The organism is Anaeromyxobacter sp. PSR-1 (assembly GCF_000964525.1).
Classification (GTDB): domain Bacteria; phylum Myxococcota; class Myxococcia; order Myxococcales; family Anaeromyxobacteraceae; genus Anaeromyxobacter.
Genome location: NZ_BAZG01000006.1, coordinates 45,035 through 70,746, shown reverse-complemented (window position 1 = coordinate 70,746; position 25,712 = coordinate 45,035). Strand labels below are relative to the sequence as shown.

General features: G+C 73.1%; 24 protein-coding genes, 1 tRNA gene and 1 other RNA gene. 18 read left to right on the top strand and 8 right to left on the bottom strand.

Features of this window, described 5'->3' with window-relative positions; genetic code table 11:
- The first annotated feature begins 219 nt into the window (after window positions 1-219).
- The 7 genes from glnE to PSR1_RS02165 all read left to right on the top strand — a co-directional run bounded on the left by glnE (window position 220) and on the right by PSR1_RS02165 (window position 10,220).
- Window positions 220-3,264 (top strand): bifunctional [glutamate--ammonia ligase]-adenylyl-L-tyrosine phosphorylase/[glutamate--ammonia-ligase] adenylyltransferase, encoded by a 3,045-nt coding sequence (glnE, locus tag PSR1_RS02195; protein ID WP_059436007.1) that lies wholly within the window; start codon window positions 220-222, stop codon window positions 3,262-3,264.
- 68 nt (window positions 3,265-3,332) lie between these two features.
- Complete coding sequence (locus PSR1_RS02190; RefSeq protein ID WP_059436006.1) at window positions 3,333-4,778, top strand: patatin-like phospholipase family protein; 1,446 nt, start codon at window positions 3,333-3,335, stop codon at window positions 4,776-4,778.
- 112 nt (window positions 4,779-4,890) lie between these two features.
- Window positions 4,891-5,805 carry a branched-chain amino acid transaminase gene (locus tag PSR1_RS02185; RefSeq protein WP_059436005.1) on the top strand — a complete coding sequence of 305 codons (915 nt, stop codon included), beginning with the start codon at window positions 4,891-4,893 and terminating at the stop codon, window positions 5,803-5,805.
- Between the two features lie 353 nt (window positions 5,806-6,158).
- Window positions 6,159-6,890 carry a Fic family protein gene (locus PSR1_RS02180; RefSeq protein ID WP_237757789.1) on the top strand — a complete coding sequence of 244 codons (732 nt, stop codon included), beginning with the start codon at window positions 6,159-6,161 and terminating at the stop codon, window positions 6,888-6,890.
- Window positions 6,891-7,093: 203 nt separating this feature from the next.
- Complete coding sequence (locus tag PSR1_RS02175) at window positions 7,094-7,921, top strand: deoxyribonuclease IV (RefSeq protein ID WP_059436003.1); 828 nt, start codon at window positions 7,094-7,096, stop codon at window positions 7,919-7,921.
- Window positions 7,918-9,042: a bifunctional oligoribonuclease/PAP phosphatase NrnA gene (locus PSR1_RS02170; protein ID WP_059436002.1), complete on the top strand. Its 1,125-nt coding sequence runs from the start codon at window positions 7,918-7,920 to the stop codon at window positions 9,040-9,042. Before PSR1_RS02175 ends, PSR1_RS02170 begins: the two co-directional genes overlap by 4 nt.
- Before the next feature lie 32 nt (window positions 9,043-9,074).
- Entirely contained in the window at window positions 9,075-10,220 is a 1,146-nt protein-coding gene (locus PSR1_RS02165; protein ID WP_059436001.1) for a cysteine desulfurase family protein, read from the top strand.
- A gap of 6 nt (window positions 10,221-10,226) precedes the next feature.
- Here the strand turns inward: PSR1_RS02165 and PSR1_RS02160 are convergent, their stop codons facing one another.
- Complete coding sequence (locus PSR1_RS02160; protein ID WP_059436000.1) at window positions 10,227-11,138, bottom strand: serine/threonine-protein kinase; 912 nt, start codon at window positions 11,136-11,138, stop codon at window positions 10,227-10,229.
- Between the two features lie 297 nt (window positions 11,139-11,435).
- On the opposite strand from PSR1_RS02160, the gene ssrS reads away from it, so the two are divergent.
- The 3 genes from ssrS (at window position 11,436) to PSR1_RS02145 (ending at window position 13,082) form a co-directional block, all read left to right on the top strand.
- A non-coding RNA gene (ssrS, locus tag PSR1_RS02155) (6S RNA) lies at window positions 11,436-11,626 on the top strand.
- A gap of 33 nt (window positions 11,627-11,659) precedes the next feature.
- Window positions 11,660-12,256 (top strand): 5-formyltetrahydrofolate cyclo-ligase, encoded by a 597-nt coding sequence (locus tag PSR1_RS02150; protein WP_059435999.1) that lies wholly within the window; start codon window positions 11,660-11,662, stop codon window positions 12,254-12,256.
- Window positions 12,257-12,290: 34 nt separating this feature from the next.
- Window positions 12,291-13,082: a TIGR00282 family metallophosphoesterase gene (locus PSR1_RS02145; RefSeq protein WP_059435998.1), complete on the top strand. Its 792-nt coding sequence runs from the start codon at window positions 12,291-12,293 to the stop codon at window positions 13,080-13,082.
- A 28-nt stretch (window positions 13,083-13,110) separates the two neighbouring features.
- Here the strand turns inward: PSR1_RS02145 and tyrS are convergent, their stop codons facing one another.
- Window positions 13,111-14,373, bottom strand: a complete 1,263-nt coding sequence (gene tyrS / locus PSR1_RS02140) for a tyrosine--tRNA ligase (RefSeq protein ID WP_059435997.1) — start codon at window positions 14,371-14,373, stop codon at window positions 13,111-13,113.
- 57 nt (window positions 14,374-14,430) lie between these two features.
- On the bottom strand, window positions 14,431-15,246 hold the full coding sequence (locus PSR1_RS02135; RefSeq protein ID WP_059435996.1) for an RlmE family RNA methyltransferase: 816 nt from the start codon (window positions 15,244-15,246) through the stop codon (window positions 14,431-14,433).
- 76 nt (window positions 15,247-15,322) lie between these two features.
- On the opposite strand from PSR1_RS02135, the gene PSR1_RS02130 reads away from it, so the two are divergent.
- The 5 genes from PSR1_RS02130 (at window position 15,323) to PSR1_RS02110 (ending at window position 17,380) form a co-directional block, all read left to right on the top strand.
- Window positions 15,323-15,709, top strand: coding sequence for a hypothetical protein (locus PSR1_RS02130; RefSeq protein WP_059435995.1), 387 nt, complete (start codon window positions 15,323-15,325; stop codon window positions 15,707-15,709).
- Window positions 15,710-15,851: 142 nt separating this feature from the next.
- Complete coding sequence (locus PSR1_RS02125; RefSeq protein WP_012525156.1) at window positions 15,852-16,037, top strand: YfhL family 4Fe-4S dicluster ferredoxin; 186 nt, start codon at window positions 15,852-15,854, stop codon at window positions 16,035-16,037.
- Between the two features lie 190 nt (window positions 16,038-16,227).
- Window positions 16,228-16,530 carry a YfhL family 4Fe-4S dicluster ferredoxin gene (locus tag PSR1_RS02120; protein WP_011420099.1) on the top strand — a complete coding sequence of 101 codons (303 nt, stop codon included), beginning with the start codon at window positions 16,228-16,230 and terminating at the stop codon, window positions 16,528-16,530.
- A gap of 112 nt (window positions 16,531-16,642) precedes the next feature.
- Complete coding sequence (locus PSR1_RS02115; RefSeq protein WP_059435994.1) at window positions 16,643-17,200, top strand: hydrolase; 558 nt, start codon at window positions 16,643-16,645, stop codon at window positions 17,198-17,200.
- A gap of 106 nt (window positions 17,201-17,306) precedes the next feature.
- Window positions 17,307-17,380, top strand: a tRNA-Pro gene (locus PSR1_RS02110).
- Between the two features lie 791 nt (window positions 17,381-18,171).
- On the opposite strand, the gene PSR1_RS02100 is transcribed toward PSR1_RS02110, so the two are convergent.
- Window positions 18,172-18,381, bottom strand: coding sequence for a hypothetical protein (locus tag PSR1_RS02100; protein ID WP_152643280.1), 210 nt, complete (start codon window positions 18,379-18,381; stop codon window positions 18,172-18,174).
- A 385-nt stretch (window positions 18,382-18,766) separates the two neighbouring features.
- On the opposite strand from PSR1_RS02100, the gene PSR1_RS02095 reads away from it, so the two are divergent.
- The gene (locus PSR1_RS02095; RefSeq protein ID WP_152643279.1) at window positions 18,767-20,233 is read left to right on the top strand and encodes a protein NO VEIN domain-containing protein; all 1,467 of its coding nucleotides are present in this window, start codon (window positions 18,767-18,769) and stop codon (window positions 20,231-20,233) included.
- A gap of 445 nt (window positions 20,234-20,678) precedes the next feature.
- On the opposite strand, the gene PSR1_RS02090 is transcribed toward PSR1_RS02095, so the two are convergent.
- Window positions 20,679-21,347, bottom strand: a complete 669-nt coding sequence (locus PSR1_RS02090) for a transposase (RefSeq protein ID WP_059435990.1) — start codon at window positions 21,345-21,347, stop codon at window positions 20,679-20,681.
- 223 nt (window positions 21,348-21,570) lie between these two features.
- Between PSR1_RS02090 and PSR1_RS02085 the strand changes: the two genes are divergently transcribed.
- Window positions 21,571-21,882 (top strand): hypothetical protein, encoded by a 312-nt coding sequence (locus tag PSR1_RS02085; RefSeq protein ID WP_160308996.1) that lies wholly within the window; start codon window positions 21,571-21,573, stop codon window positions 21,880-21,882.
- Window positions 21,883-22,034: 152 nt separating this feature from the next.
- Here the strand turns inward: PSR1_RS02085 and PSR1_RS02080 are convergent, their stop codons facing one another.
- Entirely contained in the window at window positions 22,035-23,039 is a 1,005-nt protein-coding gene (locus PSR1_RS02080) for a LysR family transcriptional regulator (RefSeq protein ID WP_082100111.1), read from the bottom strand.
- Between the two features lie 107 nt (window positions 23,040-23,146).
- Between PSR1_RS02080 and PSR1_RS02075 the strand changes: the two genes are divergently transcribed.
- Window positions 23,147-24,109 (top strand): haloalkane dehalogenase, encoded by a 963-nt coding sequence (locus PSR1_RS02075; RefSeq protein ID WP_237757788.1) that lies wholly within the window; start codon window positions 23,147-23,149, stop codon window positions 24,107-24,109.
- Here PSR1_RS02075 and rrtA read toward each other — a convergent pair.
- The gene (rrtA, locus tag PSR1_RS02070; RefSeq protein WP_082100109.1) at window positions 24,081-24,788 is read right to left on the bottom strand and encodes a rhombosortase; all 708 of its coding nucleotides are present in this window, start codon (window positions 24,786-24,788) and stop codon (window positions 24,081-24,083) included. The two genes, PSR1_RS02075 and rrtA, sit on opposite strands and share 29 nt — an antisense overlap.
- Window positions 24,788-25,699 carry a rhombotarget lipoprotein gene (gene rhlP, locus PSR1_RS02065; protein ID WP_059435987.1) on the bottom strand — a complete coding sequence of 304 codons (912 nt, stop codon included), beginning with the start codon at window positions 25,697-25,699 and terminating at the stop codon, window positions 24,788-24,790. The genes rrtA and rhlP overlap by 1 nt, the downstream gene beginning before the upstream one ends.
- Window positions 25,700-25,712: the final 13 nt, after the last annotated feature.

Here is a 25,712-nt window from a genome sequence, read left to right as displayed (position 1 = left end):
CCCCGCCGCGGCCGGCGGCGCGGCGGACGGAGCGGCGGACGGCTGCGGCGCCGAGGCCGGTGAACCGTCGGTGCAGCAGGCGGCGAGGAGCGCCAGGGGGACGGCCGCGAGCACGAGGGTGCGCATCCGCGGAAGGTAGCGCGGCGCGGGCGCGCCCGGCCAGCGCGGCGTGCGCATCCGGCGGGGTGCGCCCCGGCGCGGCGCTATGATGGCCGGCCGATGCCCACCTCGCACGCCATCCCCGGCCTGCCACCCCTCGAGCCCCGCGCCCCGGAGTCCCAGGAGCGGCTCGCCCGCCTCGAGAAGAAGTTCCCCGGCCGGATCGCCGCGGTGCGCGAGGCGTGCGCCTACGCGCCGGATCCCGACCTGGCGCTCGCCGGCATCGAGCGGTACGTGGACGGCGCCGGCGCGCTGCCCGCCGAGCCGGACCTGCTGGAGGCGCTCGCGCTCCTCTGCGGCGGTTCGCGGCTGGTCTCCGCCCTGCTCGCGCGCGACCCGCGGCTGCTCCGCCGCGCCGCCCGCTCGCCGCACCTGCTCCGCCCGCGCACCGAGGCCGACCTGCGCCGCGTGCTCTCCCGGACCGCACGCCGCCTCGAGCCCGAGGACGTGGACGGCTTCCACCGCCTGCTCCGGCGGCTGCGCGCGCGCGAGGTGGTGCGCATCGCGCTCCGCGACCTCCGCCGGGCCCGGGTGAAGGAGATCACCGCCGAGCTGTCCGCGCTCGCCTGCGCCTGCGTGGACGCCGCCATCCGCTTCCACGACCGGCTCCTGCGCGCCCGCCACGGCGCCCCGGCCGGCCTGGCCGGGCGCGAGGCCGGCGCCGGGTTCTGCGCCATCGCCATGGGCAAGCTCGGCGCGCGCGAGCTCAACTTCTCCTCCGACATCGACCTCATCTACGTCTACGGCCAGGACGGCCAGACCGACGGGCCGAAGCCGCTCACGCACTTCGCCTACTACGCGAAGCTCGCCGAGCACGTCACCGAGGCCATCGCCAAGCCCACCGAGGACGGCTTCGTGTTCCGGGTGGACCTGAACCTCCGGCCGGACGGCCGGAGCGGGCCCATCGTGAACAGCATCCCGGCGGCCGAGTACTACTACCAGGCGTTCGGGCGGACCTGGGAGCGCAACGCGCTGGTGAAGGCGCGCCCCGGCGCCGGCGACCTCGCGGTGGGCGACGAGCTGGTCCGGCACCTCGAGCCGTTCGTGTGGCGGCGCAGCCTGGACCTCGACGTGGTGGCGGAGATCCAGGCGATGAAGGCGCGCATCGACGCCCGCGCCGGCGCCGAGGGCAAGGACGACCTGAAGCTGGGCCGCGGCGGGATCCGCGAGGTGGAGTTCTTCGTCTCGGCGCTGCAGCTCCTGCACGGCGGGCGCGACGAGGGCCGGCCGCTCCGCGAGCGCGCGGTGCTGCCGGCGCTGGAGCGGCTCCTGTTCGCCGGCGTGGTCCCGGCGAAGGACCGCGACGAGCTCGCCGACGCGTACCTGTTCCTGCGCCGCGCCGAGCACCGCGTCCAGATGGTGGACGGCGCGCAGACGCAGCGCCTGCCGCCGCCCGGCGAGCGGACCGGCCTGGCCCGCGCCATGGGGTACGCCTCCGAGCAGGCGTTCGAGGCGGTGCTCTCCGACCACCGCGAGCGCGTGGCCCGCCACTTCGCCGGCCTGCTCGGCACCGGCGCCGGCGCCGCCCCGCTCGATCCCGAGCTGGCGCTGCTGGCCGACGCCGACGTGCCCGCCGATCGCCGCGCCGCCATCGCGACCCGCCGCGGCCTCGCCGACCCGGACCGCGCCATCGCCGCCATCGACTCGATGGCGCGGCGGCGCACGCCGTTCTCGCCGCTCGGCGATCCCGCCGCGGCCGTGTCGCTCCTCGCCGACGCGCTCGGCACGCCGGATCCGGACCAGGCGCTCTCGCACCTGGCCGACTTCGCCGCCGCGCTCCGCAACCCCGACCCGTACTTCAAGATGCTGGCCGAGCACCGCCGCATCGCCCGGCTGCTGCTCTCGCTGTTCGGCACCTCCGACTTCCTCTCCAAGCGCTTCCTGCGCCACCCCGAGCTCATCGACCTGCTGCTCCGCGAGGACCAGGTGGTGCTGGAGAAGACGCTCGACGAGCTCCGCGCCGAGGTGCGCGAGCGCCTCGCGGCGGTGGACCGCACGCTGCCGCTCGACGACCTGCTGGAGCACGAGCTGGGCGAGCTGCGCCGCTACAAGAACGAGGAGGTGCTGCGCGTCGCCATCCACGACATCGCCGGCACCGTGGACCTGCCCAGCGTCGCGGGCCAGCTCTCGGACCTGGCCGAGTCGTGCCTGGAGGCGTGCCTCACCCTGGCCGAGGACGAGGCGCGCGCCAAGGGCGTGCTGCCCCCCGGGCGGCTCTGCGTCATCGGCATGGGGAAGCTGGGCGGGCGCGAGCTCGGCTACCACTCCGACCTCGACCTCATCTTCCTCTACCCCGGCGGCGCCGAGCCCGGCTTCGAGCGCTACGCCCGGCTCGCGCAGCGCTTCATGTCGTTCCTGCAGATGCCGCTGCGCGAGGGGCGGCTCTACCAGATCGACACGCGCCTGCGCCCCTCCGGCAACCAGGGCGCGCTGGTGATCGGGGCCGAGGGCTTCGTGCGCTACCACACCGGCGAGGCGCTCCCGGGCGGCGCCGCGCGCGACGGCGCGGCCGGCGCGGTGCGCAGCCAGCTCTGGGAGCGCCAGGCGCTGCTCCGCGCCCGCTTCGTGGCCGGCGACCGCGCGCTGTTCGAGGACGTGAACGCGCGCGCCATCGTGCCGGCGGTGTACGGCCGGCGCGAGGACCCCGCCGCGCTCGCCGCCGAGATCCGGCGCATGCGGGAGCGGATGGAGTCGGAGCTGTCGCGCGAGGCGTCGCACGGGAAGAACCCGAAGACCGGGCGCGGCGGCCTGGTGGACGTGGAGTTCGCGGCGCAGTACCTCCAGCTCGCGCACGGCCACGACCACCCCTCCATCCGCACCCCCTCGACGCCGGTCGCGCTCCGCGCGCTGCGCGCCGCGGGCCTGCTGCGCGAGGCCGAGCACGAGGCGCTCGCGCGCGGGTACGAGTTCCTGCGCCACGTGGAGCTGCGCCTGCGCATCGTCCACGACTTCACCATCGACCACCTGCCCGCGAGCGGGCCGCCGCTGCACCAGCTCGCGCGGCGGCTCGGCTACTACGGCGCGGAGCCGGGCGCGCGCTTCCTGGCGGAGTACGCGCGCGTCACCGCGGCGGTGCGCCAGGCGTTCGAGGACGTCGTCCGCTAGCCCGCGCCCGCGCCCGGCGGCCGGGTGCGCCGAGGTGGGGTACGGGGGCGTCGGGGCCGCGGCGTAGAATGCGCGCGCCCCCGATGCGCCCCGTCCCGCCCGAAGACCCGCTCGACCTCCACCACGAGGCCATCCGCCCGTTCGAGGAGGCCGAGGCCGCGCTGGTCCGCTCGGTGGTGAGCACGCCCGCGTGGCTGTCCGAGCGCGACGAGGCGGCGCTGCGCTACGCGCTCAACCTGGCGCGGGTCGGCCGGGTGCGCGCGCAGGACGGCGGCGAGGTGGACGTCGCGCCGGCGCTCGCGCCGTTCCGCGAGGACGTCCGCCCGCTCGTCTCGGCCCTGCTCGCGCCGGGCGGGCCGGACCGCGCCGCGGCGACCGGGATGGTGCCGAACCTGTCGCTGCGCGCCCGCGCGTTCCGGGCGCGGGCCGTGGCGGCGGCGGAGGGGCGGCTCGCGCCGGGCGCGCTCGACCGCGAGATCTGCGAGAAGGCGCTGGTGCTGGTGTGCGGCGGCGGCGGCGGCGTGGCCTGGTCGTACCTGGGCGCGTTCGCGCTGCTGGAGCAGTACGGCCTCGTGCCGCGGCTGCTCGCCGGCACGAGCATGGGCTCGGTGCTGCTCCTGTTCCGGGCGCGCCGCGCGCGCTGGAACCCGGACGACGTGGACGAGGCGCTGAGCGGGCTCTCCTTCCGCACGCTGTTCCGCTTCCTCCAGACCGGGAACCGCTACGGCCTGCCCGCGGCGCTGCGCCTGTACCTGCGCGCCGCCATCGGCGAGTTCCTGAAGGGCCCCGACGGCCACCCGCTCACGCTCGGCCAGCTGGCCGTGCCGCTGGTGGTGGCGGTCACCGGGATCCGCAACGGCGCCCTGCCCCGCGACCCGGGCTACTACGAGCACCTGCTCGACCTGGACGCCCGCGCGCCGCGCCCGAGCGCGCTCACCCGCATGTTCTCCGACGTGCTCCAGGCGGTGGGCGAGCTCATCGTGCAGCGCGACCGGTTCGCGCGCATCTACCTGGGCGCCGACGCCGAGACCCACGCGTTCGACGCCATCGACGCGGTGGGGTTCTCCTCCGCCCTCCCCGGCGTCATCCACTACGACGTGCTGCGCGACGACGAGCGCATGCACCGCCTGCTCGCCGCCCTGCTCGAGAAGCACGACGTGTTCCGGCTGGTGGACGGCGGGCTGGTGGACAACCTCCCGGCGCGGGCGGCCTGGTCCACGGTGCAGCGCGGCGCCATCGGCACGCGGAACGCGTTCGTGCTGGCGCTGGAGGGCTTCGCGCCGAAGCTCTCCCAGCCGCTCTGGTTCGGCCTGGAGCAGCTCGCGGCGCAGAACGTCACGCGCAACCGGCCGTTCGCGCACCACCACCGCTCCTTCCAGAAGGTGCTCTCGCCGGTCGAGATCGTGCCGTCGCAGGAGGAGCTGCGGCACGCCATCCACGCCGGCAAGGCCGAGCTGCACCCCGACATGCCGTTCGTCGCGCGCATGGTGCGGCCCTTCCCGCCGCTCGCCTGACCGCGCGCCCGCGCTCCACCGGCGGTGCGCCCCCGCGCACGGTGCGATTGAATCCCGCGGCCCGTTGGGGCATCTTCGTCGACCCACTCCCACCAACCTCGGAAGGGCCACGATGATCAAGGCGGACAGGATCTGGCTCGACGGAAAGCTCGTCGCCTTCGAGGACGCGAAGGTCCACGTCCTCACCCACGCGCTCCACTACGGCATCGGCGTGTTCGAGGGGATCCGCGCCTACGAGCAGGCCGGCGGGGGCTCGGCGGTGTTCCGCCTGCGCGAGCACATCCAGCGCCTGTTCGACTCGGCGCGCATCATGCTCATGGAGCTCCCGTTCTCGCCCGGCGACGTCGAGCGCGCCTGCGTCGAGGTGCTGAAGGCGAACGGCCTGAAGGCCGGCTACATCCGCCCGCTCGCGTTCTTCGGCGCCGGCTCCATGGGCGTCGGCGCGCCGAACCCGGTGCAGGTGCTCGTCGCGGCCTGGCCCTGGGGCGCCTACCTCTCCGAGGAGGGCATGGCGAAGGGCATCCGCGCCAAGGTCTCGTCCATCGCCCGCCTCCACATCGGCGGCCAGATGGTGCGCGCCAAGGTGTCCGGCCAGTACGTGAACTCGTTCCTCGCCACCCGCGAGGCGGCGCTCGCCGGCTACGACGAGGCCATCCTGCTCGACGCCGACGGGTACGTGGCCGAGGGCTCGGGCGAGAACGTCTTCATCGTGAAGAACGGGGTGCTGCAGACGCCGCCGCTCTCCTCGCCGGTGCTGGACGGCATCACCCGCAACGCGGTCCTCCGCCTCGCGGCCGACCTGGGCATCCCGGTGAAGGAGGAGAAGTTCACCCGCGACACCGCCTACCTCGCCGACGAGCTGTTCCTCACCGGCACCGCCGCCGAGGTCACCCCGGTCCGCGAGCTCGACAACCGGCGCATCGGCAAGGGCGAGCCGGGGCCGGTGACGAAGCGCATCTCGGAGGCGTTCTTCAAGGCGGTCGGCGGCGCGGACCCGAAGCACCGCGAGTGGCTCACGCCCTACTAGGGACCTGCGCCGCTTCGCCGGGCCCCAACAGGGCTCCCGCCGGCGAGCCATCACACATCCTGCCGACAGGAGGGCCGTTTTCCGGGCGGTTGCCCCCGGAGGACGGCCCTCGCGCGCTCGGGGGACGGAACAAACCTCCCCCCCGGCCGGTTCCATCCGCCGAAGGGCAATTCCGTTGACCTTTCGCGAACGATTCGGCTAGATTCCCCGGACTTTCCGTGGGGCCCACCAAGGAAATCGCCTGAGATGCCGAAGGGTTCGACCGGCTCCGTGCGCTGACCGCCCCGGGCCGATCCCCCTCGCGCAGAGGAGCACCCAAGATGCGGACCCGATACGTCGACATCGACGATCGCATGGAGGATCTCGCTGACCGCCTCCGCGGCGATCCGGAGATCGTCCAGGACTTCCTCGCGCGGTACGAGCTGTCGTGGCTCTACCACGAGAACGCGCTCGAGGGCGTCGTGTACTCGAGCCAGGAGCTCGCCACCGCGCTCGCGAACGCGCCGCTCGCCGACGTGACGTTCGTGAGCGCGCTCCAGGAGATCCGCAACCACAAGGTGGCGCTCGACCTGGTGCGCGAGGAGGCGGCGGCCAAGAAGCCGAAGCTCAACCTCACCACGGTGAAGAAGCTGTACGAGACGCTCGGCCACGGGATCGAGGGCCGGAGCGTCGCCGAGTACCGCAAGGACATGCCGCTCCACCGCGCGTACTTCCACGACATCGCGCAGCCGGCGAAGATCCAGCCCGCCCTGCAGAAGCTGCTCGAGGCCACCGAGGGCGCCGACTTCCGCAACGCGCACCCGATCCAGCAGGCCTGCAAGCTGCACCACGGCTTCATGCAGGTGTTCCCGTTCACCGAGAACTCCGGCCGCGTGGCGCGCCTGCTCGCGAACCTCGTCCTGCTGCACGCCGGGTACGAGCTGCCGGTCATCGTCCACGCGACCGACCGCCAGCGGTACTACGAGTCGCTGCGCCTGCCCGACACCATCCTGCGCGACCTGACGATGGAGGCGCTCGACAACGCCCTGTCGCAGGCCGAGAAGTACTTCGCCGAGGCGCCGCGGGCCCGGAAGGCCGCCCGCTAGGCGACCGCTCGCGGCAGGGCGTATGCCCCGGTTGGGTGGCGCACATGGGCCTCCCCTGTGCGCCGGCGCCCGGCGAGCGGGGGGCTCCGGGCGCACGGGCGGCGTGCAACCTGCCGACAGCACTGGATTTTGGGGCTCCCCCCGCCCGCGGCCGTCCGAGCATGGCGGGGCGGGGGCCGGCTATTGTATAGCTACGCCCCCCTATGCTCCTGGGAGCACATGAAGGCATCGCCGGTGGGGTCTCGACCGCGTTCGCGCGCGCCGAGGCCGACGGCGCCGACTGCCTGCAGATCTTCACCCGCAACGCGCGGGGCTGGGCGGCGAAGCCGCTCGAGCCCGACGAGGTGAAGCGCTTCCAGGGCGAGGCCCGCCGCACCCGCAAGCCGGTCGCGGCCCACTCCTCCTACCTCATCAACAGCGCCGCCGCCGACCGCGACCTGCGGAAGAAGAGCTGGGACGCGCTCGCCGACGAGCTGGACCGGTGCGAGCGGCTCGGCATCGCCGGGCTCATCTTCCACCCCGGCAGCAACGAGGACGCGGCCGAGGGCCTCCGGCTGGTCGCGGAGGGGATGCAGCGCGCCCTCGAGAAGGTCCCCGGCAAGGCGAAGCTCCTCGTCGAGACCACCGCCGGCCAGGGGTCCAGCCTGGGGTGGCGGTTCGAGGAGATCGCGGCCATCCGCCAGGCGATCCCCGGCGCGGCCCGCCGCCGCACCGGCGTCTGCGTGGACACCTGCCACCTGTTCGCCGCGGGCTACGACCTCACCACCGAGGAGGGATACCACCGCACCTTCGACGAGCTCGACCGCGTGGTCGGCCTCTCGAACGTGCGCGCGTTCCACCTCAACGACTCGAAGAAGCCGCTCGGGTGCCGGGTGGACCGGCACGAGCACATCGGGCAGGGCGCCATGGGGCTGGGCCCCTTCCGCCACCTGGTGAACGACCCCCGCTTCGCGGAGATCCCGGGGTTCGTGGAGACCGAGTCGCGATTCAAGGAGAACATCGAGGTCCTCCGCGGCCTCGTACGCCGATGAAGGTCCACCTCCCCATGCGCCAGCCGCCCGACGAGCCGCAGAAACCGCGGACCCGCCCGGAGGTCCGCGCCGCCCGGATGACGCTCTACCCCCGCGGTGGCGAGTCGCCCCGCGCCAAGCTCGATCGCCTCATCCAGTACGCCCGCTCGCACGAGCGCGCGCTCATCCTCACGCACGACAACCCGGATCCCGACTCCATCGCCGCGGGCGTCGCGCTCGCCTACCTGCTCGAGAAGCTCGCCGGGGTGGAGGCCATCGTCGCCTACGGCGGCATCGTGGGGCGCGCCGAGAACCGCGCGCTCATCAAGGTCCTGAAGCTGCCGGTGGTCCCCATCGCCCGCGTGGTCTTCGACGACTACGACCTCATCTGCATGGTCGACACGCAGCCGGAGCAGGGGAACCACTCGCTCCCGGCCCGCCACTTCCCCGACGTGGTCATCGACCACCACCCCGAGCGGCCCGACTCGCACCTCGCGCCCATCGCCGACGTGGGCGGCCCCATCGGCGCCACCTCCACCGTGCTCGCGGAGTACTTCCGCGCGAGCGGCCTGAAGGTGCCCGCCGGCCTCGCCACCGCGCTGTTCTACGGGATCAAGGCGGACACCCGCGACCTGGGCCGGCAGACCACGCCCACCGACGTGGACGCGTACCTGTGGCTGTTCCCGATGACGGACAAGGACGCGCTGGGCGCCATCGAGCACCCGCTGCTGCCCGAGGACTACTTCCGCCTCTACCACACCGCCATCGAGCGGGCGCAGGTCTACGGCGAGGTGGTGATCTGCGATCTCGGCACCATCTACACGCCGGACATGGTCGCGGAGATCGCCGAGCGCTTCATGTACCTCGAGGACATGAAGTGGTCGCTCGCGTTCGCGCAGTACGAGGACGCCCTGTTCTTCTCGGTGCGCACCACCGACCGGCGCATGAACGCCGGGCGGCTCATCCGCGAGGTCATCGAGGCTCGCGGCGGCTCCGCCGGCGGCCACGGCACCATGGCCGGCGCGCGCCTGCCGGTGAAGGGCCTCGGCGCCGCGGCGAACCGCAAGCTGCGCGAGGAGGTCGTGAAGGACTTCCTCGACGCGTTCGGCGTGCGCGCGCGCAAGCCGAAGAAGCTCGTCTAGCCCTGCCCTGCCGGGCCGGCCGGAGCGCGCCGGTGATCTACCTCGACCACAACGCCATCACCCCCATGCGGCCCGAGGCCCGGGCCGCGGTGCGCGACGCGCTGGAGGTGTTCGGCAACCCAAGCTCGGTCCACGCGGCCGGGCGCGCCGCGCGCGACCTGCTCGACGGCGCCCGGGAGCGGGTGGCCCGCGCGGTGGGCGCGGCGCCCGCCGAGATCGTGTTCACCTCCGGCGCCACCGAGGCGGCCGCGCTCGCGATCCGGGGCGTGCTCGGGGCCGCGCCCGCCGGGCGCCGGCGGCTGGTGGTCACGGCGGTGGAGCACCCCTGCGTCCTCTCGCTCGCGCGCGCGCTCGAGCGGGCCGGCACGCCGCTCACGGTCGTCCCGGTGGACCGCCGCGGCCAGGTGGACCCGGAGGCGTTCCGGGCCGCGCTCGGGCCGGACGTGGCGCTCGCCTGCGCCATGCGCGCGAACAACGAGACCGGCGTGGTGCTGCCGGTGCCGGCGCTCGCCGCCGCGGCGCGCGACGCGGGCGCCCCGTTCTTCTGCGACGCGGTGCAGGCGGCCGGGAAGATCCCGCTCGACGTGCGCGCGCTCGGCGCGGACCTGGTGGCGCTCACCGGGCAGAAGTTCGGCGGGCCGCGCGGGGCCGGCGTGCTGTGGGTCGCGCCCGGGCTGCCGCTCGCGCCGGTGCTGGGCGGCGAGCAGGAGCGCGGCCGCCGCGCCGGCACCGAGAACCTGCCCGGCATCGCCGGCCTGGCCGCCGCGCTGGAGGCGGCCGTCGCCGCGGTGGCCGAGGAGGGCCCGCGCCTGGCGGCGCTCCGCGACCGGCTCGAGGCCGGGCTCCTCGCCGCGGTGCCGCGCGCGCGGGTGAACGGCGCCGGCGCCCCGCGCCTGCCCGGCACGCTCTCCATCACGCTCGAGGGCTGCGACGCCGAGGCGCTGCTCATGGCCATGGACCTCGAGGGCGTGTGCGCGAGCGCCGGCTCCGCGTGCCACTCCGGCTCGACCCGGCCCTCCGGCGTGCTGCTCGCGCTCGGCCTCTCCGACGCGGACGCGCGCGCGACGCTGCGCCTCTCGCTCGGCTGGACCACCACCGCCGACGACGTGGACGCGGCGCTCCGGATCGTGCCGCCGCTCGCCGCGCGGGTGCGCGGCGCCATCGCCGGCCCCGCGTAGCGGCCGCTACGCCGCCCCGAACAGCCCCCGCACCACCGCCGCGATCGCGAGCGGCGTGCCCACCGCCGGGTCGTACAGGGCCGCGATCTCCGCCGCCGCCGCGGCCGCGCTGGCCGGCCGCCGCGCCGGGTCGCGGGAGAGGCAGCGGAGCACGAGCGCGTCGAGCGCCGGCGGGATCTCGCGCCGCAGCGACGACGGCGCGCGCGCCTCGCCCGCCAGCACGCGCCGGCCCACCTCGTTCACGTCGCGCCCCGGGAACGCGGGGCGGTCGGTGAGCAGCTCGAACAGCACCGCGCCCAGCGCGAACAGGTCGGACGCCGGCGTGGGGCGCTCGCCGCGCAGCTGCTCGGGCGAGAGGTACTGCACCTTGCCGAGCGCGCCCGGGCCCGGCGCGCCCGCCGCGCCGGGCGTGAGCGCCACGCCGAAATCGCCCAGCTTGATCTCGCCCAGCCGGGAGACGAACACGTTCGACGGCGAGACGTCGCAGTGCACGATGCCGAGCGGCGCCCCGGCCGCGTCCACCCCGGCGTGCGCGTGCGCGAGCGCCTCCGCCAGCACCTGCGCCGCGTACGCGGCGAAGTCCACCGGGAGCAGGATCCCGCGCTCCGCGCAGCGGGCCAGGATCTCCTTCAGGTTCCGCCCGTCCACGTACTCCATCACGATGAACGGCGCGCCCGAGGCCACGCCCGTCTCGAGCACCTCGACGATGCCGGGGTGCCGCAGGCGCCGCGTGACGGCCGCCTCCTGCTCGAACAGCGCCACGAAGCCGGGGTCGCGGGCGAGGTCGGGCCGGAGCCGCTTCAGCGCCACGGTCTGGCCCGCGAGCGGGCCCTCGAGCGCGACCGCCCGGAAGACCTCGGCCATGCCGCCGCGGCCGATGAGCCCCTGGATGCGGAAGCGGTCGAGCGCGGTCGCCATCGGGCCGCTGTTCTACAGCACGCCGGCCGCGGCGGGGCGCCCGCGCGCACGGGACCCGGGCCGGGAGGCGGGCCGCGGGACGTACGCACGGCATGTGAACGGGGTCGCCCCGTGGCGAATGCGCGCGCAGGCCGGCGGCCCGGCGGACGGGCCCGAGATCAGGCCTTTCTGCCGCCGGGCGGCGCCCCCGCCTGGCCCTCCACACGGCTTGACAGCCTCGCCCTCCGCGCCTAGGATCATCACGTAAAACACCGCGGAGTTACGCGGGGTTAGCTCTTTGACCGCGCGCTTGAGCTGTACCCCCTGCCGGGTTCGTGATTGGCCTCGAGTCGTTTGGGCCGACTTTGTCCAAAGCGGAGTGCCCGCCCACGTCCATGAGCAAGCTCCCTGAAGCGAGGGAGAAGCCTACGGGCGCTGGTGCACCGGGTGCCCCACCTGTAGAAATACAGGTTCAAACAACCGGGCCACACGGCCCACGCGGGGGGCTTTTTTTTGTCCAGGCCGAGGGGAGAACCGGCGCGGTGAGCGATCCCGCCATCCCCTCCGACCGCAAGCGCGCGCTGCGCAGGTCGCTCGTCGGCGCGCGGGCCCGCATCGACCAGGACGCGCGCGCCGACGGATCCCGCCGCATCGTGGCCCGGCTCGAGGCGCTCGACCTGGTCGCGGGCGCCCGCACGCTCGCGCTGTACGCGCCGCTCGGCGGCGAGGTGGACGTGCTCGCGCTCGCGGAGCGCGTTCGGCCCGGCGGCGGCTGCGCGGTGTTCCCGAAGGTCCGCGCCGGCGATCGCCGCCTCGCCTTCGCGCGCTGCACGCCGCTCGACCTGGTGCGCGGTCCGCTCGGCGCGCTCGAGCCCCCGGACGACGCGCCGCTCGTCGAGCCCGGCGAGGTGGACTGCGTGGTGCTGCCCGGGGTGGCGTTCTCGCTCGACGGGCTGCGGCTCGGGCGCGGGGGCGGCTACTACGACGCGACGCTGGCGGCCATGCCGCGCGCCGCGCGCGTGGGGGTCGCCTTCGAGGTGCAGGTGGTGGACGCGCTCCCGCGCGAGCCGCACGACGCGGTGCTCGACGCGCTCGTGACCGAGGCGCGGACGCTCCGGTTCGAGCGAGAAAGCGGTTGACTGGGCGCGCTCCGCGCGCGAGGGATCCCCGACCTTGAAAGTCCTCTTCCTCGGAGACGTGTTCGGCAAGCCCGGCCGCCAGGCGATCCAGCGGATCGTCCCCCGCCTCATCGTGCGCGAGGCGATCGACCTCGTGGTGGCGAACGCCGAGAACTCGGCCGGCGGCGTCGGGGTGACCCCGGACTCCGCCGACGAGCTGCTCGCGGCCGAGGTGAACCTGCTCACCAGCGGCAACCACATCTGGTCGAAGCGCGAGATCGTCCCCTACCTCGACGCGCCCGGCTCGCGGCTCCTGCGCCCCGCCAACTACCCGCCCGGCTCGCCCGGCCGCGGGCGCGGCATCGCCTCCACGCCGGACGGCCGGCGCCTCGGCGTGGTGAACGTCGAGGGGCGCGTGTTCATGAAGACGCTCGACGACCCGTTCCGCACGGCGCTCGCCGAGGTCGAGGCGCTCCGGGCCGAGGGCGTCACCTGCATCCTGGTGGACATGCACTGCGAGGCGACCAGCGAGAAGAACGCCATGGGCTGGTTCCTCGACGGCAAGGTCTCGGCGGTGCTCGGCACGCACACGCACGTGCAGACCGCCGACGCGCGCGTGCTCCCCGGCGGCACCGCCTTCGTCACCGACGTCGGCATGTGCGGGCCGTGGGACTCCGTCATCGGCGTGCGGAAGGAGCTGGTGCTGGAGCGCTTCCTCACGCAGCGCCCCGTCGGCTTCGAGCCGGCGCGCCGCGAGGTCTACCTGCAGGGCGCGATCGTGGACCTCGACGACGCGACCGGCAAGGCGCGGTCGATCGCGCGGGTGCAGGAGAAGCTCGAGGAGTGAGCTCCGGCCGGACGCGGCGGCGCGCCCGCTAGCCCACCTTCACGAGCGCGTAGTTCCGCTTCCCCTTCTGCAGGAGCGCGTAGCCGCCGGCGAGCAGCTCGCCGGGCGCCACCTTCGCGTCGCCGGACTCGAGCACCGCGCCGTTCAGCGAGAACCCGCGCTGCGCGACGCCGCGGCGGACCTCGCCCTTCGACGCGGCCAGGCCGACCTTCACGAGGAGGTCGGCGGCGGTGAGCGCGGCGAGCTCGTCGCCCGTCACCGTGGCGGACGGGATCTCCCCCGCCAGCACGTCGAGCACCTCCGCGCCGGCGGCGCGCAGGTCGGTGCCGCCGAACAGGATCCGGCTCGCCTCGATGACGCTGCGGGTGGTGTCCGGCCCGTGCACGCGGGAGGTGACGTCCTCGGCGAGCCGGCGCTGCGCCGGGCGCTTGCCCGGGTCGCGCGCCTGCTCGGCGAGCAGCGCGGCGATCTCGTCCAGCGAGAGGAACGTGAAGAACTTCAGCAGCCGCTCCACGTCGCGGTCGTCGGTGTTGAGCCAAAACTGGAAGAACTTGTAGGGCGAGGTCCGGGCCGGGTCGAGCCACACCGCGCCGCCCTCGGTCTTGCCGAACTTGGTGCCCGAGGCGGTGGTGAGCAGCGGGAAGGTGAGCCCGTGGACGCTCGCCGCGTCCTTGCGCGAGACCAGCTCGGCGCCGGCGGTGATGTTGCCCCACTGGTCGCTGCCGCCCATCTGCAGCTCGCACTGCTCGGCGTGGAACAGGTGCCAGAAGTCGTAGGCCTGGATGAGCTGGTACGAGAACTCGGTGAACGAGATGCCGCTCTCCATCCGGCCCTTCACCGAGTCCTTCGCCAGCATGTAGTTCACGGTGAAGTGCTTGCCGACGTCGCGGAGGAACTCCATCAGGCCGATGGAGCGGAGCCAGTCGGCGTTGTTGCGCACCCGCGCCGCGTTCTGGCCCTCGAACGACACGAAGCGCTCGAGCTGCGCGCGGATCGCGGCCACGTTCCGGTCGATCTCCTCCACCGAGAGCACCGGGCGCTCCGAGCGCTTGCCGCTCGGGTCCCCGACCATGCCCGTGCCGCCGCCCACCACGATGATGGGCGTGCCGCCGCAGCGCTGGAGCCACGCGAGCGACATGACCGCGAGCAGGTGACCCACGTGCAGCGAGTCGGCGGTGGGATCGAAGCCGACGTAGCCGGTGATGGGGCCCTGGGCGAGGCGGGCCTGGAGGCCGGGGGTCTGGTCGTGGACGAGGCTGCGCGGGACGAGGGCTTCGAGGAGGTTCTGCATGGCGCCGGGCAGACTAGCGGATCCCGGCCGAGATTTGGACGCCGAACCGCGCGCCGCTCACGCCCGCCTGGCCGGCTTCCTCGCCGCCGGCTTCCGCGCGGCGGGCTTCTTCGCAGGCTTCCTCGCGGCGGCGCTCTTCGCGGCGGCGGCAGGCTTCTTCCCCGATGCGGCCTTCGCCCGCACCGCCGGCCTCTCCGGCGCGGCCGGCGTCTCCGTCGCCGCGGACGCCTCCGGCGCCTCGACCCGCGCCGCGGCCGGCTCGACCGCCGCGGCGCGGCCGCGGAAGCCCGTGCCGAGCACGTAGACCTCGTAGCTCGACTCGCGCACCGCCTCCGGCCGGATCACGTGCAGCGCCCCGAAGCGCCCCTGCAGCTCGCGCTTCAGCGCCGGGAAGTCGCCGCCCATGAACACCTTCGCGACGAACGCGCCGCCCGGCACGAGCACCTGCTCCGCGACCGACAGCGCCATCCGCACCAGCTCGAGCGAGCGCGCCTCGTCGGTCACCTTGATGCCGATGGTCTTCGGCGCCATGTCGCTCGTGACCAGGCGGAAGCGGCCCTCGTGCAGCAGGCGGATCTTGTCGAGCGCGTCCGGCGCGAGCAGGTCCACGATCGCGGTCCGCACCCAGCGCTTGCCCAGGTTGCGGATGGGCTCGAGGTCCACGCCGACCGCGACGCCCTTCTCGCCCACCGCCTCGGCCAGGATCTGGAGGAACCCGCCCGGCGCCGCCCCCAGGTCGAGCACCGCGTCGCCCCGCCCGAGCAGGCGGTGCCGGTGGAGGATCTCCTCGATCTTGAAGGCCGAGCGGGCGCGGAGGCCCTGCTTCTTCGCCTTGCGGTAGTAGAAGTCCTTCGGGTCGTAGGGCTTGGCCATGTGTAAGCTGAGGTCCGTTTGCCGGGGGTTCCGGCGCCCGGTATCCTGCGGCTCGCGCAGGGCAGTCAAGCCGACAATGTCCAGGATCAAGATCCTTCTGCTCTGCGTCCCGGTGGCCCTGGCCGGCCTCGGCGTCGCCCTGCACGCGACCTGGCGGATGGCGGCGCTGGAGCGCGCGCTCCAGGCCGCCGACGCCGAGGCGCGCGACGCCGGGCGGGCGTTCGTCCAGACGCTCCAGGGCGAGCACGCCGAGCGGCAGCGGATCGCCCTCGACCGGCGGAGGACCCTCGCGCTCGACATGGCCGCCGCCCGGCGCGACCGGCTGCTCGGCCTGCTCGCCACCGGCGCCGCCGGGCTGCTCGGCGCTGCACTGTCGGTGATGGCGCGCATCTCCGCGGAGGTCGAGGAGGATCGCCGCCACGTGCGCGCCGCCGCCGGGGATCACGGACCGGACCGGTCCTGATCCCGGGGACCAAGTCGACCGGAACGGTCCGATTTTTCCCTAAGAAATTCGGCTGCCTGGGCTTGACTCGACCCCGCCCGGGATCGGATAAGCGTCCCCGTCCACCCGCCCGCCGGGCGCTCGTGAGAGGAAGAGAAAGACCATGGCCCTGAAGATTACCGAGGAGTGCATCAACTGCGGCGCGTGCGAGCCCGAGTGCCCGAACACCGCCATCAGCCAGGGTGACGACATCTACGTCATCGACGCGGCCAAGTGCACCGAGTGCCAGGGCCAGCACGACTCGCCGGCGTGCGCGGGCGTCTGCCCGGTCGACTGCTGCGTGAAGTAGCCGCGGCCGCCGCGGAAGGTCCCGCGGCACAGGCGTGTTGACGAGGAGCAGCGCCCCGTGGGCGCTGCTCTTTTCGTTCCCGCCCGCCAGGGACGCACGCCGAGGCGATTGGCCCTAGGCGGAATCCGCTCGCGGGCGGTAGCATCGAGCGTCTTCGAACACGCCAGCGGCGGAAGCCGAGGAGAGTCCCATGGCCACCTTCATCACCGAGGAATGCATCAACTGCGGCGCGTGCGAGCCGGAGTGCCCGAACAGCGCCATCAGCCAGGGCGACGACATCTACGTCATCAACCCCGACCTCTGCACCGAGTGCGTGGGGTTCCACGGCGAGGAGGCCTGCGCCGCGGTGTGCCCCGTGGACTGCTGCGTCCCGGATCCGAACCGGACCGAGACCGAGGAGCAGAACTACGCGAAGCTGGCGACGATCCACCCCGACAAGACGTTCCCGTCCCTCGGCGAGCTGACCGCCGAGCTGTCGCGGTTCCGCAAGTAGCCGCCGCCGGCGACGCCGGTCCCGCGCCCCGCGTGCCGCATGGTGCGCGGGGCGTCGTCGTCTCGCACCCGCCGAGCCCCCGCCCGTCCCGCCGCCCGAGGAGCCCGCCGCCATGTCACGAACCGTGAAGCTCGACCGCCGCACCGCCGCCGTGCTGCTCGTGGACGTGCAGGAGCGCCTCACCCCCGCCATGCCGCCCGAGGCGCTGGCCCGGGTGGTGAAGTACGCGACCGCGCTCGTGGAGGGCGCGAAGGTGCTCGGCGTCCCCGTGCTCGCGACCGAGCAGTATCCCAGGGGCCTCGGCGCGACCGTGCCCGAGCTCGCCCGCCTGCTCCCCTCCCCCGCGCTCGCGAAGGTGCACTTCTCCTGCGGCGCCGACCCCGTCTTCGCCGCCGCGCTGGAGGCCACCGGGCGACGCCAGGTCGTGATCACCGGGATGGAGACGCACGTCTGCGTGTTCCAGACCGCCCGCGACCTCGTGCAGATGGGCTACGAGGTGCACGTCTGCGCCGACGCCGTGTCGAGCCGCACCGAGGAGCACCGCCGCGTCGGCCTCGAGCTGTGCCGCGAGGCGGGCGCGATCGTCACCACGGCGGAGACCGCGCTCTTCGACCTCCTCCACCAGGCCGGAACGCCCGAGTTCAAGCAGGTGTCCGCCCTGGTGAAGTGACCCGGACACCCCGCCCGCCACCGGGGGAGGCAGGGCCCGTCCGTCCCGCCGGATCCCGGTTGACCCAAGGGTTTCGCGGTGCTACCTAGTCCGTCCCCGCAGTTCCCGGGGCGTAGCGCAGCCTGGTAGCGCACTTGCTTGGGGTGCAAGTGGTCGCTGGTTCAAATCCAGTCGCCCCGACAGCATACGCCCCCGGATTTACTGAGACATTCAGAAAATCCGGGGGCTTTCTTTTTGCCCAAAACGCGCTTCTGGATGCGCCCTGGATGCAGAACGGTGGCCCCATGAGGGACCGCCGCGCGAGCCCGCCGTGCGTCCCCTGACGAAGGCCGGATTCACGCCTAGAGAACGGGCGGCGGCGCTAGGCGTCCGCTAGCCAGCAGCGCGCGGCAGCCCGTGACGCGGAGCACCGGCACCGCCGCGAGCTCGGACCCGACCTGGAGCACGAGGCGCCGAGCGGCACGCGCTACGCCTCCGGCTGCCGTGTGAGAGAGGTCCCCCGGCGGCCGCCCCGCGGCGACCGGCCGCGTCTGGTCGCGTACCGCACCGACGCCGATGAGCCTCTGGGGCTCGTGCATGCACCTTCGCTCCCGCAGGCGTGGGTAGACCCGCACGCCGATGTCAGGCGGATGCGCTAGCTTCTCCTCACCCAGCCGGATCCACGGGACGTTTCCGGGGAAGCAGTAGTGACACATCTCAGGGAAAGGGCGCGTGAAGCGCATGAGCCGCTGGGGTATTCCCGTTGCTGCCGTTGAGTCTCGCCTTCCTTCCAACATCGCCGGCCGCACATCGCTGATCCCAGGAGCCGCCGTGCTCCTGCGTTCGCGAGGCATTCGTCTGACTGCGCGGCGAGTGCGTGCAGTCACCGGGTTCGCCATCGACCTCGCACGTGACTGCGGGTACGGCAAACATCACGTCGTCGCGCTCGTCGGCGCGCACATCCGGCGGCACCGCCCACCACGGTGGCTGCCCTAGCCGGCCCGAGCGCGCGGTAGCCCGTACAGCCGGAGCACCGGCACCGCCGCGAGCTCAACCGCCTCGCGCGCGCCGGCGCCCTCCTGCATGAGCAAGAGCGCGTCGCGCTCGATCTCCCGGAGGCGCGGGTCGCCGCTGGCGACGCCGTGCCGCCGGGCGAACCGCGCCGCGTGCAGGCGCACCATCCACAGGTCTATCAACGTCACGATCACCTTCCCCCTGCTCGGGTAGGGCTCCGCCAGCGCTCCGCGCGTGCTGCGCGGAGCCGGCTGGCCTCATGTGGACGGTGGGAGAGGTCGCCAGAACGTCACCCCGACCGCTATAGTCGGGGCTGACGGAACGTCTGACAGGCGCCACCGCGGTTCCTGTTTCCGCCGAAGGCCATCCGGCTGCCACCGGGTGGCCTTCACCTTTCGACCGCCGACTGTACCAGCGCCGTGTGACCCGAGCACTGTCGGAGTCCGGTGGAAAAGGGCGGAAAACGCTCGCAATCTACGCGCCTTGGCCGCGTGGACGACCTGTGGACGTGGGGTGGCGCGCCAGTGGGTCTGAGGGTGGCGCCGCAGGACGGCGCGGTACGATTCGCTCAGCGTGACTCACACCGAACCGAAGGCCATGCCGGGCAGCGCCCCGGCCGATCAACCCGCGCGCCTCGATCCATTTCACGCCGGGTTGGACCCGCTGCTCTGCACATCCTTTGTGCTGTCCCGGTTGACCGGAGCCGCCACCGAGACGGCGCCGGAGGATCGCGTCTTTCGCTCGGGGCTCCGCACCGGCGAGCTAAGGGAGGCGCGCAAGCGGGTGCGTGGGATTCAGGCTGCGCAGGAAGAAGCGGCGCGGATCCGCTCGGCGTTCAGCAGGCCGAGCAAGCCGAGCGAGGCAAGGAGGAAGGAGCTCCGACGTGCGTTGCGCGAAACACAACGGAGCATCCGCGAATCCATCCGCTCTCTCCCGCTGCGTGAGAAGTGGGTCGCCAACACCGTCAACGCCTTCAAGCGCAGTTGTGAGGAGATCGAGCAGAACTTCAGGCGCCTGGAGGAGATCGGGCAGCGGCACAACCAGCCGGCCAAGGACCTGCGAAGGATGCTGCGCCAGTCGGGATCCGATGAGGCGATGAGGGCCAAGCAGGCTGATCGCCTTTCGCTCTCGCTGGTTCAGCTTGACGAGCTAGATGAAGAACTCAGACGGCTAGGCCGGAGCATCGTGCGCCAGCAGGACGCGCTCGAAATGCCCGCCCAGGACGCCCTCCGGCTCCTAGCCGTCGTCCGCGAGTGGGAGGCGAGCAGGGGAGTCCAACCCGCAGCCCGCATCGTGATCGCGGGAAGCCGCGACTCGGGCCGCGGGGTAGTCGGGATCGACATCGCGACGCTAGAGGCGCAGGTGGATGAGATCGCCTCCAGCGCTCGCGTCCGTAGCGATGTTCCGACCCCGAAGCGGGCCGTGCCACCGCCCGTCGCGCCTCGTCAACGCCGCGTGGTGTTCTCGCGGCAGGGCACGAGTGGCACCGGAGAGGGCACCTCCGCCGGCGCAACCTACTCGGATCTCGGTCGGCTCGGGGAGGCTGTGGTGTTCGCGATCATGGAGAAGCGCTGGGCCAGCGCCGCACGGGCCGAGCCGTCGCGAACGGCCGACCTGCTTTGGCGGCTTCTTGCAGAGTGTTGGGCGGCCGAGTCCGCGCACGCGGCAGAGCTCGAAACCGTGCTTATCGCGAGCGATCCAGATACGTGGCTGTCATCGAGCTTGGTGCGCGATCTCCTGTGGCCGGCGCGAACGCCTTACGGAGACGCGATGGGCTTCGACCTCTTCGGCCTCGATGAAAGCGGCGAAGATTGGCTCTGTGTCGAAGTGAAGACGACCCAGGGCGCCGCGTCGACCCGTTTCGAGCTCACCGCGAACGAGCTCGACCGTGCTCGGCGCGAGGGCGGGAGGTACGTGATCGCACGGGTCGCGAATCTCACCGAGCCACAACCGGCGGTGTACTTCTGGCGGGATCCGGCTGCGCTCATCGAGCAGGGCACGCTGCGGCTGACGCCGAGCGCCTACTCTGTGTCCTTGTGAGATCGGCCGCCTAGAGCCGCTAGGCGCTAGGGCATGCCGGCGTAGGCGGCCGCCATCGGTGGCGAGGGCGCGGAGTCGGTGCCGGAGCAAAGCGCGCCACGAATCAGTAGCTTGAAGCCCGCGGACTCGGTGCCGGAGCTAAGCGCGCCACGAATCAGTAGGTTGAAGCCCGTAAGAAGGACTCGGTGCCGGAGCTAAGCGCGCCACGAATCAGTAGGTTGAAGCCCGTGGGCGTAGGACGTGCGTTTGCTAAGGCCCCACCGATGGCGTGACGAAGTGCGCCTGACCGGAGCACCAACCTCCGATCATCACGTCACTCGGTCACGAGAGGAAGCACGGCCGCCTTCTTCCGACCGTGGGACGCGAACCATGGAATGCTCACGCTCCGCCCCAGGTCGCCCGGAGCCGGTGGATTTCGGCGCGCCTATGTGCAGACGAATGCCCGTCAGTCCGGCGGCGACAGCCCGGCCTCGTCGAGGCGATGCATCACCCAGTGGGCGTCGCCGACAAACGGATACTCGACCAGGTCGATCCGCCTCCTGCGCAGCGACTCCGAGAGCGGCAGCGCGAACAGCGCCTGGTACGCCTTCCGGCGCTGGGGCCCGTTGTTGCCTAGCGCCAGGTACTCCGGCGCGTCGTCGATGAGCGGATCCGGCTCACCGAACGCATAGTGACGGTAGCTCGACCACTTCCAGTCCTTCGGACTTTTCACCAGACCTGCGCGGACCGGGTTGAGGTCGCCGTACCGCATCACCGTCAGCTGATGGGCGCCCTCCGCCTGCATGCGAGGCGAACGCATGCGCTCCATCACCACCTGGCCACGCCGATCGCGTCGCTTGTTGTACCAGCGCGCGAACTGCCCGTTCAGCACCTGCCAGAAACGGCTGAACTGCTCCTGGTCGCGCCTCGTCGTGCACGTGACGTGCGGGTGCGTGCCCATCAGGCAGTACGAGTTGATCTCGACCCCGTACCTGTCCTTGTACCGACCGAGCAGCTCGAGGAACTTATCCCTCGCGCCGGTCACCTCGAGAACGTGCTCGAAGTCGTGCGCCCGCCAGGTGCAGTGATTGCTCGAGTCGCGCTCCACCAGCGCGAAGCGCGGGATGCGGGCCATGCCCGGGCGCTACGCAAATGGGATACCAGCGATCTGACGTGACGTTCCACGGGGCCTCTAGCTACGAGGCGTCCGTAGAACGGACCTTCGTCCGCGGCGCGGCCGAGGTGCCAACGGTCGGCGGCTGACTCCGGCACCAGTGCCCACCGTGCCCACCGAGGGATGGGGTGAAGGGGTGCGGCGCCGGCGGGGGCCGCACGTTCCGTGATATGCTCCACCTGTGGTGCTGATCCGGCGCCCCACATGGCGGTCGCGCGTCCTCGCCCTCCTAGGCGCCTGGGCGATCGGACTCGTCGCCGCGCTGATCTACCTCTTCCCTGACCTCCCGCGAACCTGGCGTGGGTGGGTCGCGTTCGCGATCCTGGCACCTCCGGCGGTCCTGCTGCTCGAGCGCATGGGTGAGCGGCTCCCGGAGCTCGGCAAGCGCATCTCGCCCGCGCGTTTCTCCGTCCTCCGCATCGCCATCGGCGTGGTCGCGCTGGTTCTGCTGTTCGCGCCGGTGGTGTGGTGGAGGCTTCGGGTGACCGGCGGGTAGACGACGCCGGCGACCCGACCTGACGGTCGTGGGGACCTCTCGCGACGAGGCGTCCGTCGGACGGACCGTCGTCCGCGGCGCGTCCGATGTGCCGACGGTTGCCGGCTGACTCCGGCACCAGTGCCCCCAGTGCCCCCAGTGCCCCCGGCGCATCAGCTCCGGAACGGCGACCGCTGATTTCGAGCACGTCCCCGCGTCGCCGTCCCCGCGGAGCGCCCGCCCGCGGAGCGCCCGCCCGCGGATGTGGTCGTGCCCGCCGACGTCACGGCGCGACGAACCAGATCGCGGAACGCGGCCATGGCCGGATCGGCGTGGGTTCGCTCGTGCCAGCAGAGCTTCATGGCGACGGCGTGCAGCGGCACCGGCGCCGCGACGGCGCGCAGGCCGAGGTGCGGACCGAGCACGCCGAGCACCGAGGCCGGGATGCTGGCGACGAGGTCCGTCGCGGCCACGACTGCCGCGGCGGCCGTGAAGGACGGGACGCTCATGGCGACCTCGCGAGCGACGCCGGCGCGAGCATAGGCGACGGCGGCCAGATCGCGGAACCCCTTGCCGGGCGCCATCTCGACGGCGACGTGGCACAGCCGACCGAGCGCATCGAGAGACAGGGTCCGTCCGGTGGCGGGATGCCCGGCGCGTGAGACGAGCACCGTCCGCTCCTCGAAGAGCGGCTCGACGTGGATGCCCGCCGCCTCCTCGCCCGGGCCGATGACGACGTCGATCTCCGTGCCGGAGAGCCCGCCGAGCGAGACCAGCGAGTCGATGCCGACCACCCGGAGGCGCGCGCGCGGCATCTCGGCAGCGAGCAGCGCCGCGACGCGCGGCACGCGGGTGAGCTGGCCGGCGTCGGCGACGGCGAGGGTGAACGTGCGCGTGGTCGTCGCCGGGTCGAAGGAGCCGCCGTGCAACGCCGCGCCGAGGTCGCGCAGCGCGCCGGCCAGCACGGGAGCGAGCTCGGCCGCGCGGGGGGTGGGCACGATGCCACGGCCCCGGCGGACGAGGAGCGGATCGCCGAGCGCGGCGCGCAGGCGCGCGAGCGCGTTGCTCACGGCGGAGGGCGTGACGTGCAGCCGCCGGGCGGCCGCCGCGACGCTCCGCTCCGCGAGCACGGTGTCGAGCACCAGCAGGAGGTTGAGATCGAGCGCGGATAAGCTCATGGAACGTGATGTTACACCTCACGAATCATCACTGGCCATGAGCCCCTGTCGGTCGCATGGAAAGGCGCATGCGACGCCCACGAATCGTCCCGTTCCTCGCGCTGGTCGTGCTCTCGGCCTGCGCCGGCACTGCGCCGGCGCCGTCCAGGGGCACGGCCCGTCCCGTCCCCACCGTCTCCGAGGAGGCTGCCATGCACGATGTCGAGGTCCTGGACTCCCACATGAGTTACCGCGAGGCCGGCCGTGGCCCCGCAGTGGTGTTCCTCCACGGCAACCCGCTGTCCTCGCACGTCTGGCGCGGCGTCATCCCGCACGTCGCGGGGCGAGTCCGCTGCCTCGCGCCCGACCTCATCGGCATGGGCCGCTCGGGAAAGCCGGACCTCGCCTATCGTTTCGCCGACCACGCCCGCTATCTCGACGCCTGGTTCGACGCCGTGGACCTGCACGACGTCGTGCTCGTCGGCCACGACTGGGGCGGGGTGCTCGCGATGGACTGGGCGGCGCGCCATCCCGACCGCGTGCGCGGTCTCGTGATCCTCGAGACCTTCCTGCGCCCGATGCGCTGGAGCGACTGGCCTCCGCAGGGCGCCAAGCTCTTTCGTGCGCTGCGCACGCCCGGCGCGGGCGAGAGGCTCGCGCTCGAGCAGAACGCGTTCCTGGCGCGCTCCCTGGAGAACGGGGTGAAGCGCGGCCTCTCCGAGGCCGATCGCGCCGCGTACGCCGCGCCCTATCCCGACCCGGGGTCGCGCCGCCCGCTGCTGCAGTGGACGCGTGAGATCCCCATCGACGGCGAGCCCGCGGACGTCGCCGCCGTCGTGGCCCGCTACGACGATTGGCTCGCCACCTCTCTCCGCACCCCGAAGCTCCTTCTCACCTTCGATGCGCCGAGCGTGCTCGTCTCGCCCGCCGTCGTCGATTGGGCGCGCCGGACCGTCGCCGCGCTCGACGTGGTCCAGCTCGGCCCCGCCGGCCACCACGCCCCCGAGGACCTTCCGGACGACATCGGGCGCGCCATCGTCGGGTGGCTGGAGCGGCAGCGACTCACCGCCTCCGGCGCGCCGGCGCCATGAGCCGAGCTCGGGGCCGGTCGAGGAGGCCGCGCCGCCCCCGAGCGAAGTGGACTCGCCCACGCGTGCGTGACGTGCGTGCTCGGGCCGCCGCCGGCTGACTCCGGCACCAGTGCCCCCGCCAGTTCCCCCGGCGCATCAGCTCCGGAACGGCGACCGCCGTGATCGCGCCCGCGACATGGGCGAGCGGGACCGTGACGACGCCCGGCGGCGCGCCGACGAGGAGCATCCGCCCCGTCGAGAGCTCCCACGCCAGCTTCGCGACGCACGCCACGAGCGCGATGCCCGAGAGCGTCGCCATCGTGCCGGGCTCGCGCAGCCCTGCGAGCGCGAGCGCGACGATCGCGGCGTAGGCCATCCCCGACAGCCCGGCGTAGCGCTCGAGCGAGGGCTGGAGCCAGAGCACGGCGAGGCCGACGGCGAGCGCCGACGCGAGCGCCAGGGTCGCGAAGCTGGTGCGGCCGCGGCGCTCCAGCATCGCGCCGGCGATCCCGAACGCGAGGGCGTCGGCGGCGAGGTGCGACGCCGAGAAGTGCACGACGCTGCCCGTGAGCACGCGCCACCACTCGCCGCTCGCGACGCGCGCGCGGTCGAGGATCAGCAGCTCGCCCAGCGACGGCACGAGGTACGCCCCGAGGGCGAGGGCGAGCACCGCGGCGGTGACCCAGGGGAAGCGCCGCATCACCGCGCCCCCGAGCGCCTCCGCCGCAGCGAGCCGACCAGGGCGCCGCCGGCGAGCGCCGCGAGGATGGCGAGCGTCGCCGCATCGACGGCGCCGCCGCCGCTGGCCGCGGCGCGCTTCTCGTACTCCGCGGTGCGCACGACCTTGACCTCGTCGGGCTGCGCCTTCAGGCGCTCCTGGAAGGCGGTGAGCTGTGCGTCGAGCGCCGTGATCAGCTCCGCCGTCGCGAGCTTGAAGCCCTGCTGCCGGTCCTGGCGCAGCTCCTCCGATTCGTTCACCGGCGTGGACCGGCCCTTCACCACGCTCGTCCCGGGCGCGCGGAAGAGGAGCTTGCGACTCGGGATGTCGAGCACGACCGCGTCCATCAGCGTGCGCGTGTCGTGCTTCTCCCCCTGCACGACGTACGCGCCGACGAGCGTCCAGTAGGTGAGCGTCGCCATCCCCTGGTCCTTGAACTGCACCTGGTCGAAGGCGATGAGGACGATCTCGTCCACGCCGAACATGTTCCGGATCTGGTCCAGGTTCGCGAACCCGCCCCCGGGCGTCAGGTACGCCGTCGGGATGATCTCGACCGACTTGACGTACGGCCGCTCGCGAAAGTGCGCGGCGATCGTCTCCATGAGGCGGACCCGCTCGGTCTCGGGGGCGGCGGCGTCGCGGTCGCCGACGTACGCCGCCTGCGTCACCTCGCTCGCCGCGGGCGGGACGAAGGCGATCCCGACCCTGAGCGGAAGCGTGAGCTTCGGGACGGACGGCTGGGCCGCCTCGGGCTGTCCGGCCGGATACAGGTAGTTGACGACGCTCGTCGCCCGCCGCGCCGTCGTCTGCGCGCAGGCGCCGAGCAGCGTCACGAGGAGCAGTGGAGCGAGGGTGAACCCGCGGGACCTTCCACGGTACGTGGGGGCTGACATGAGAGCGCGTCCT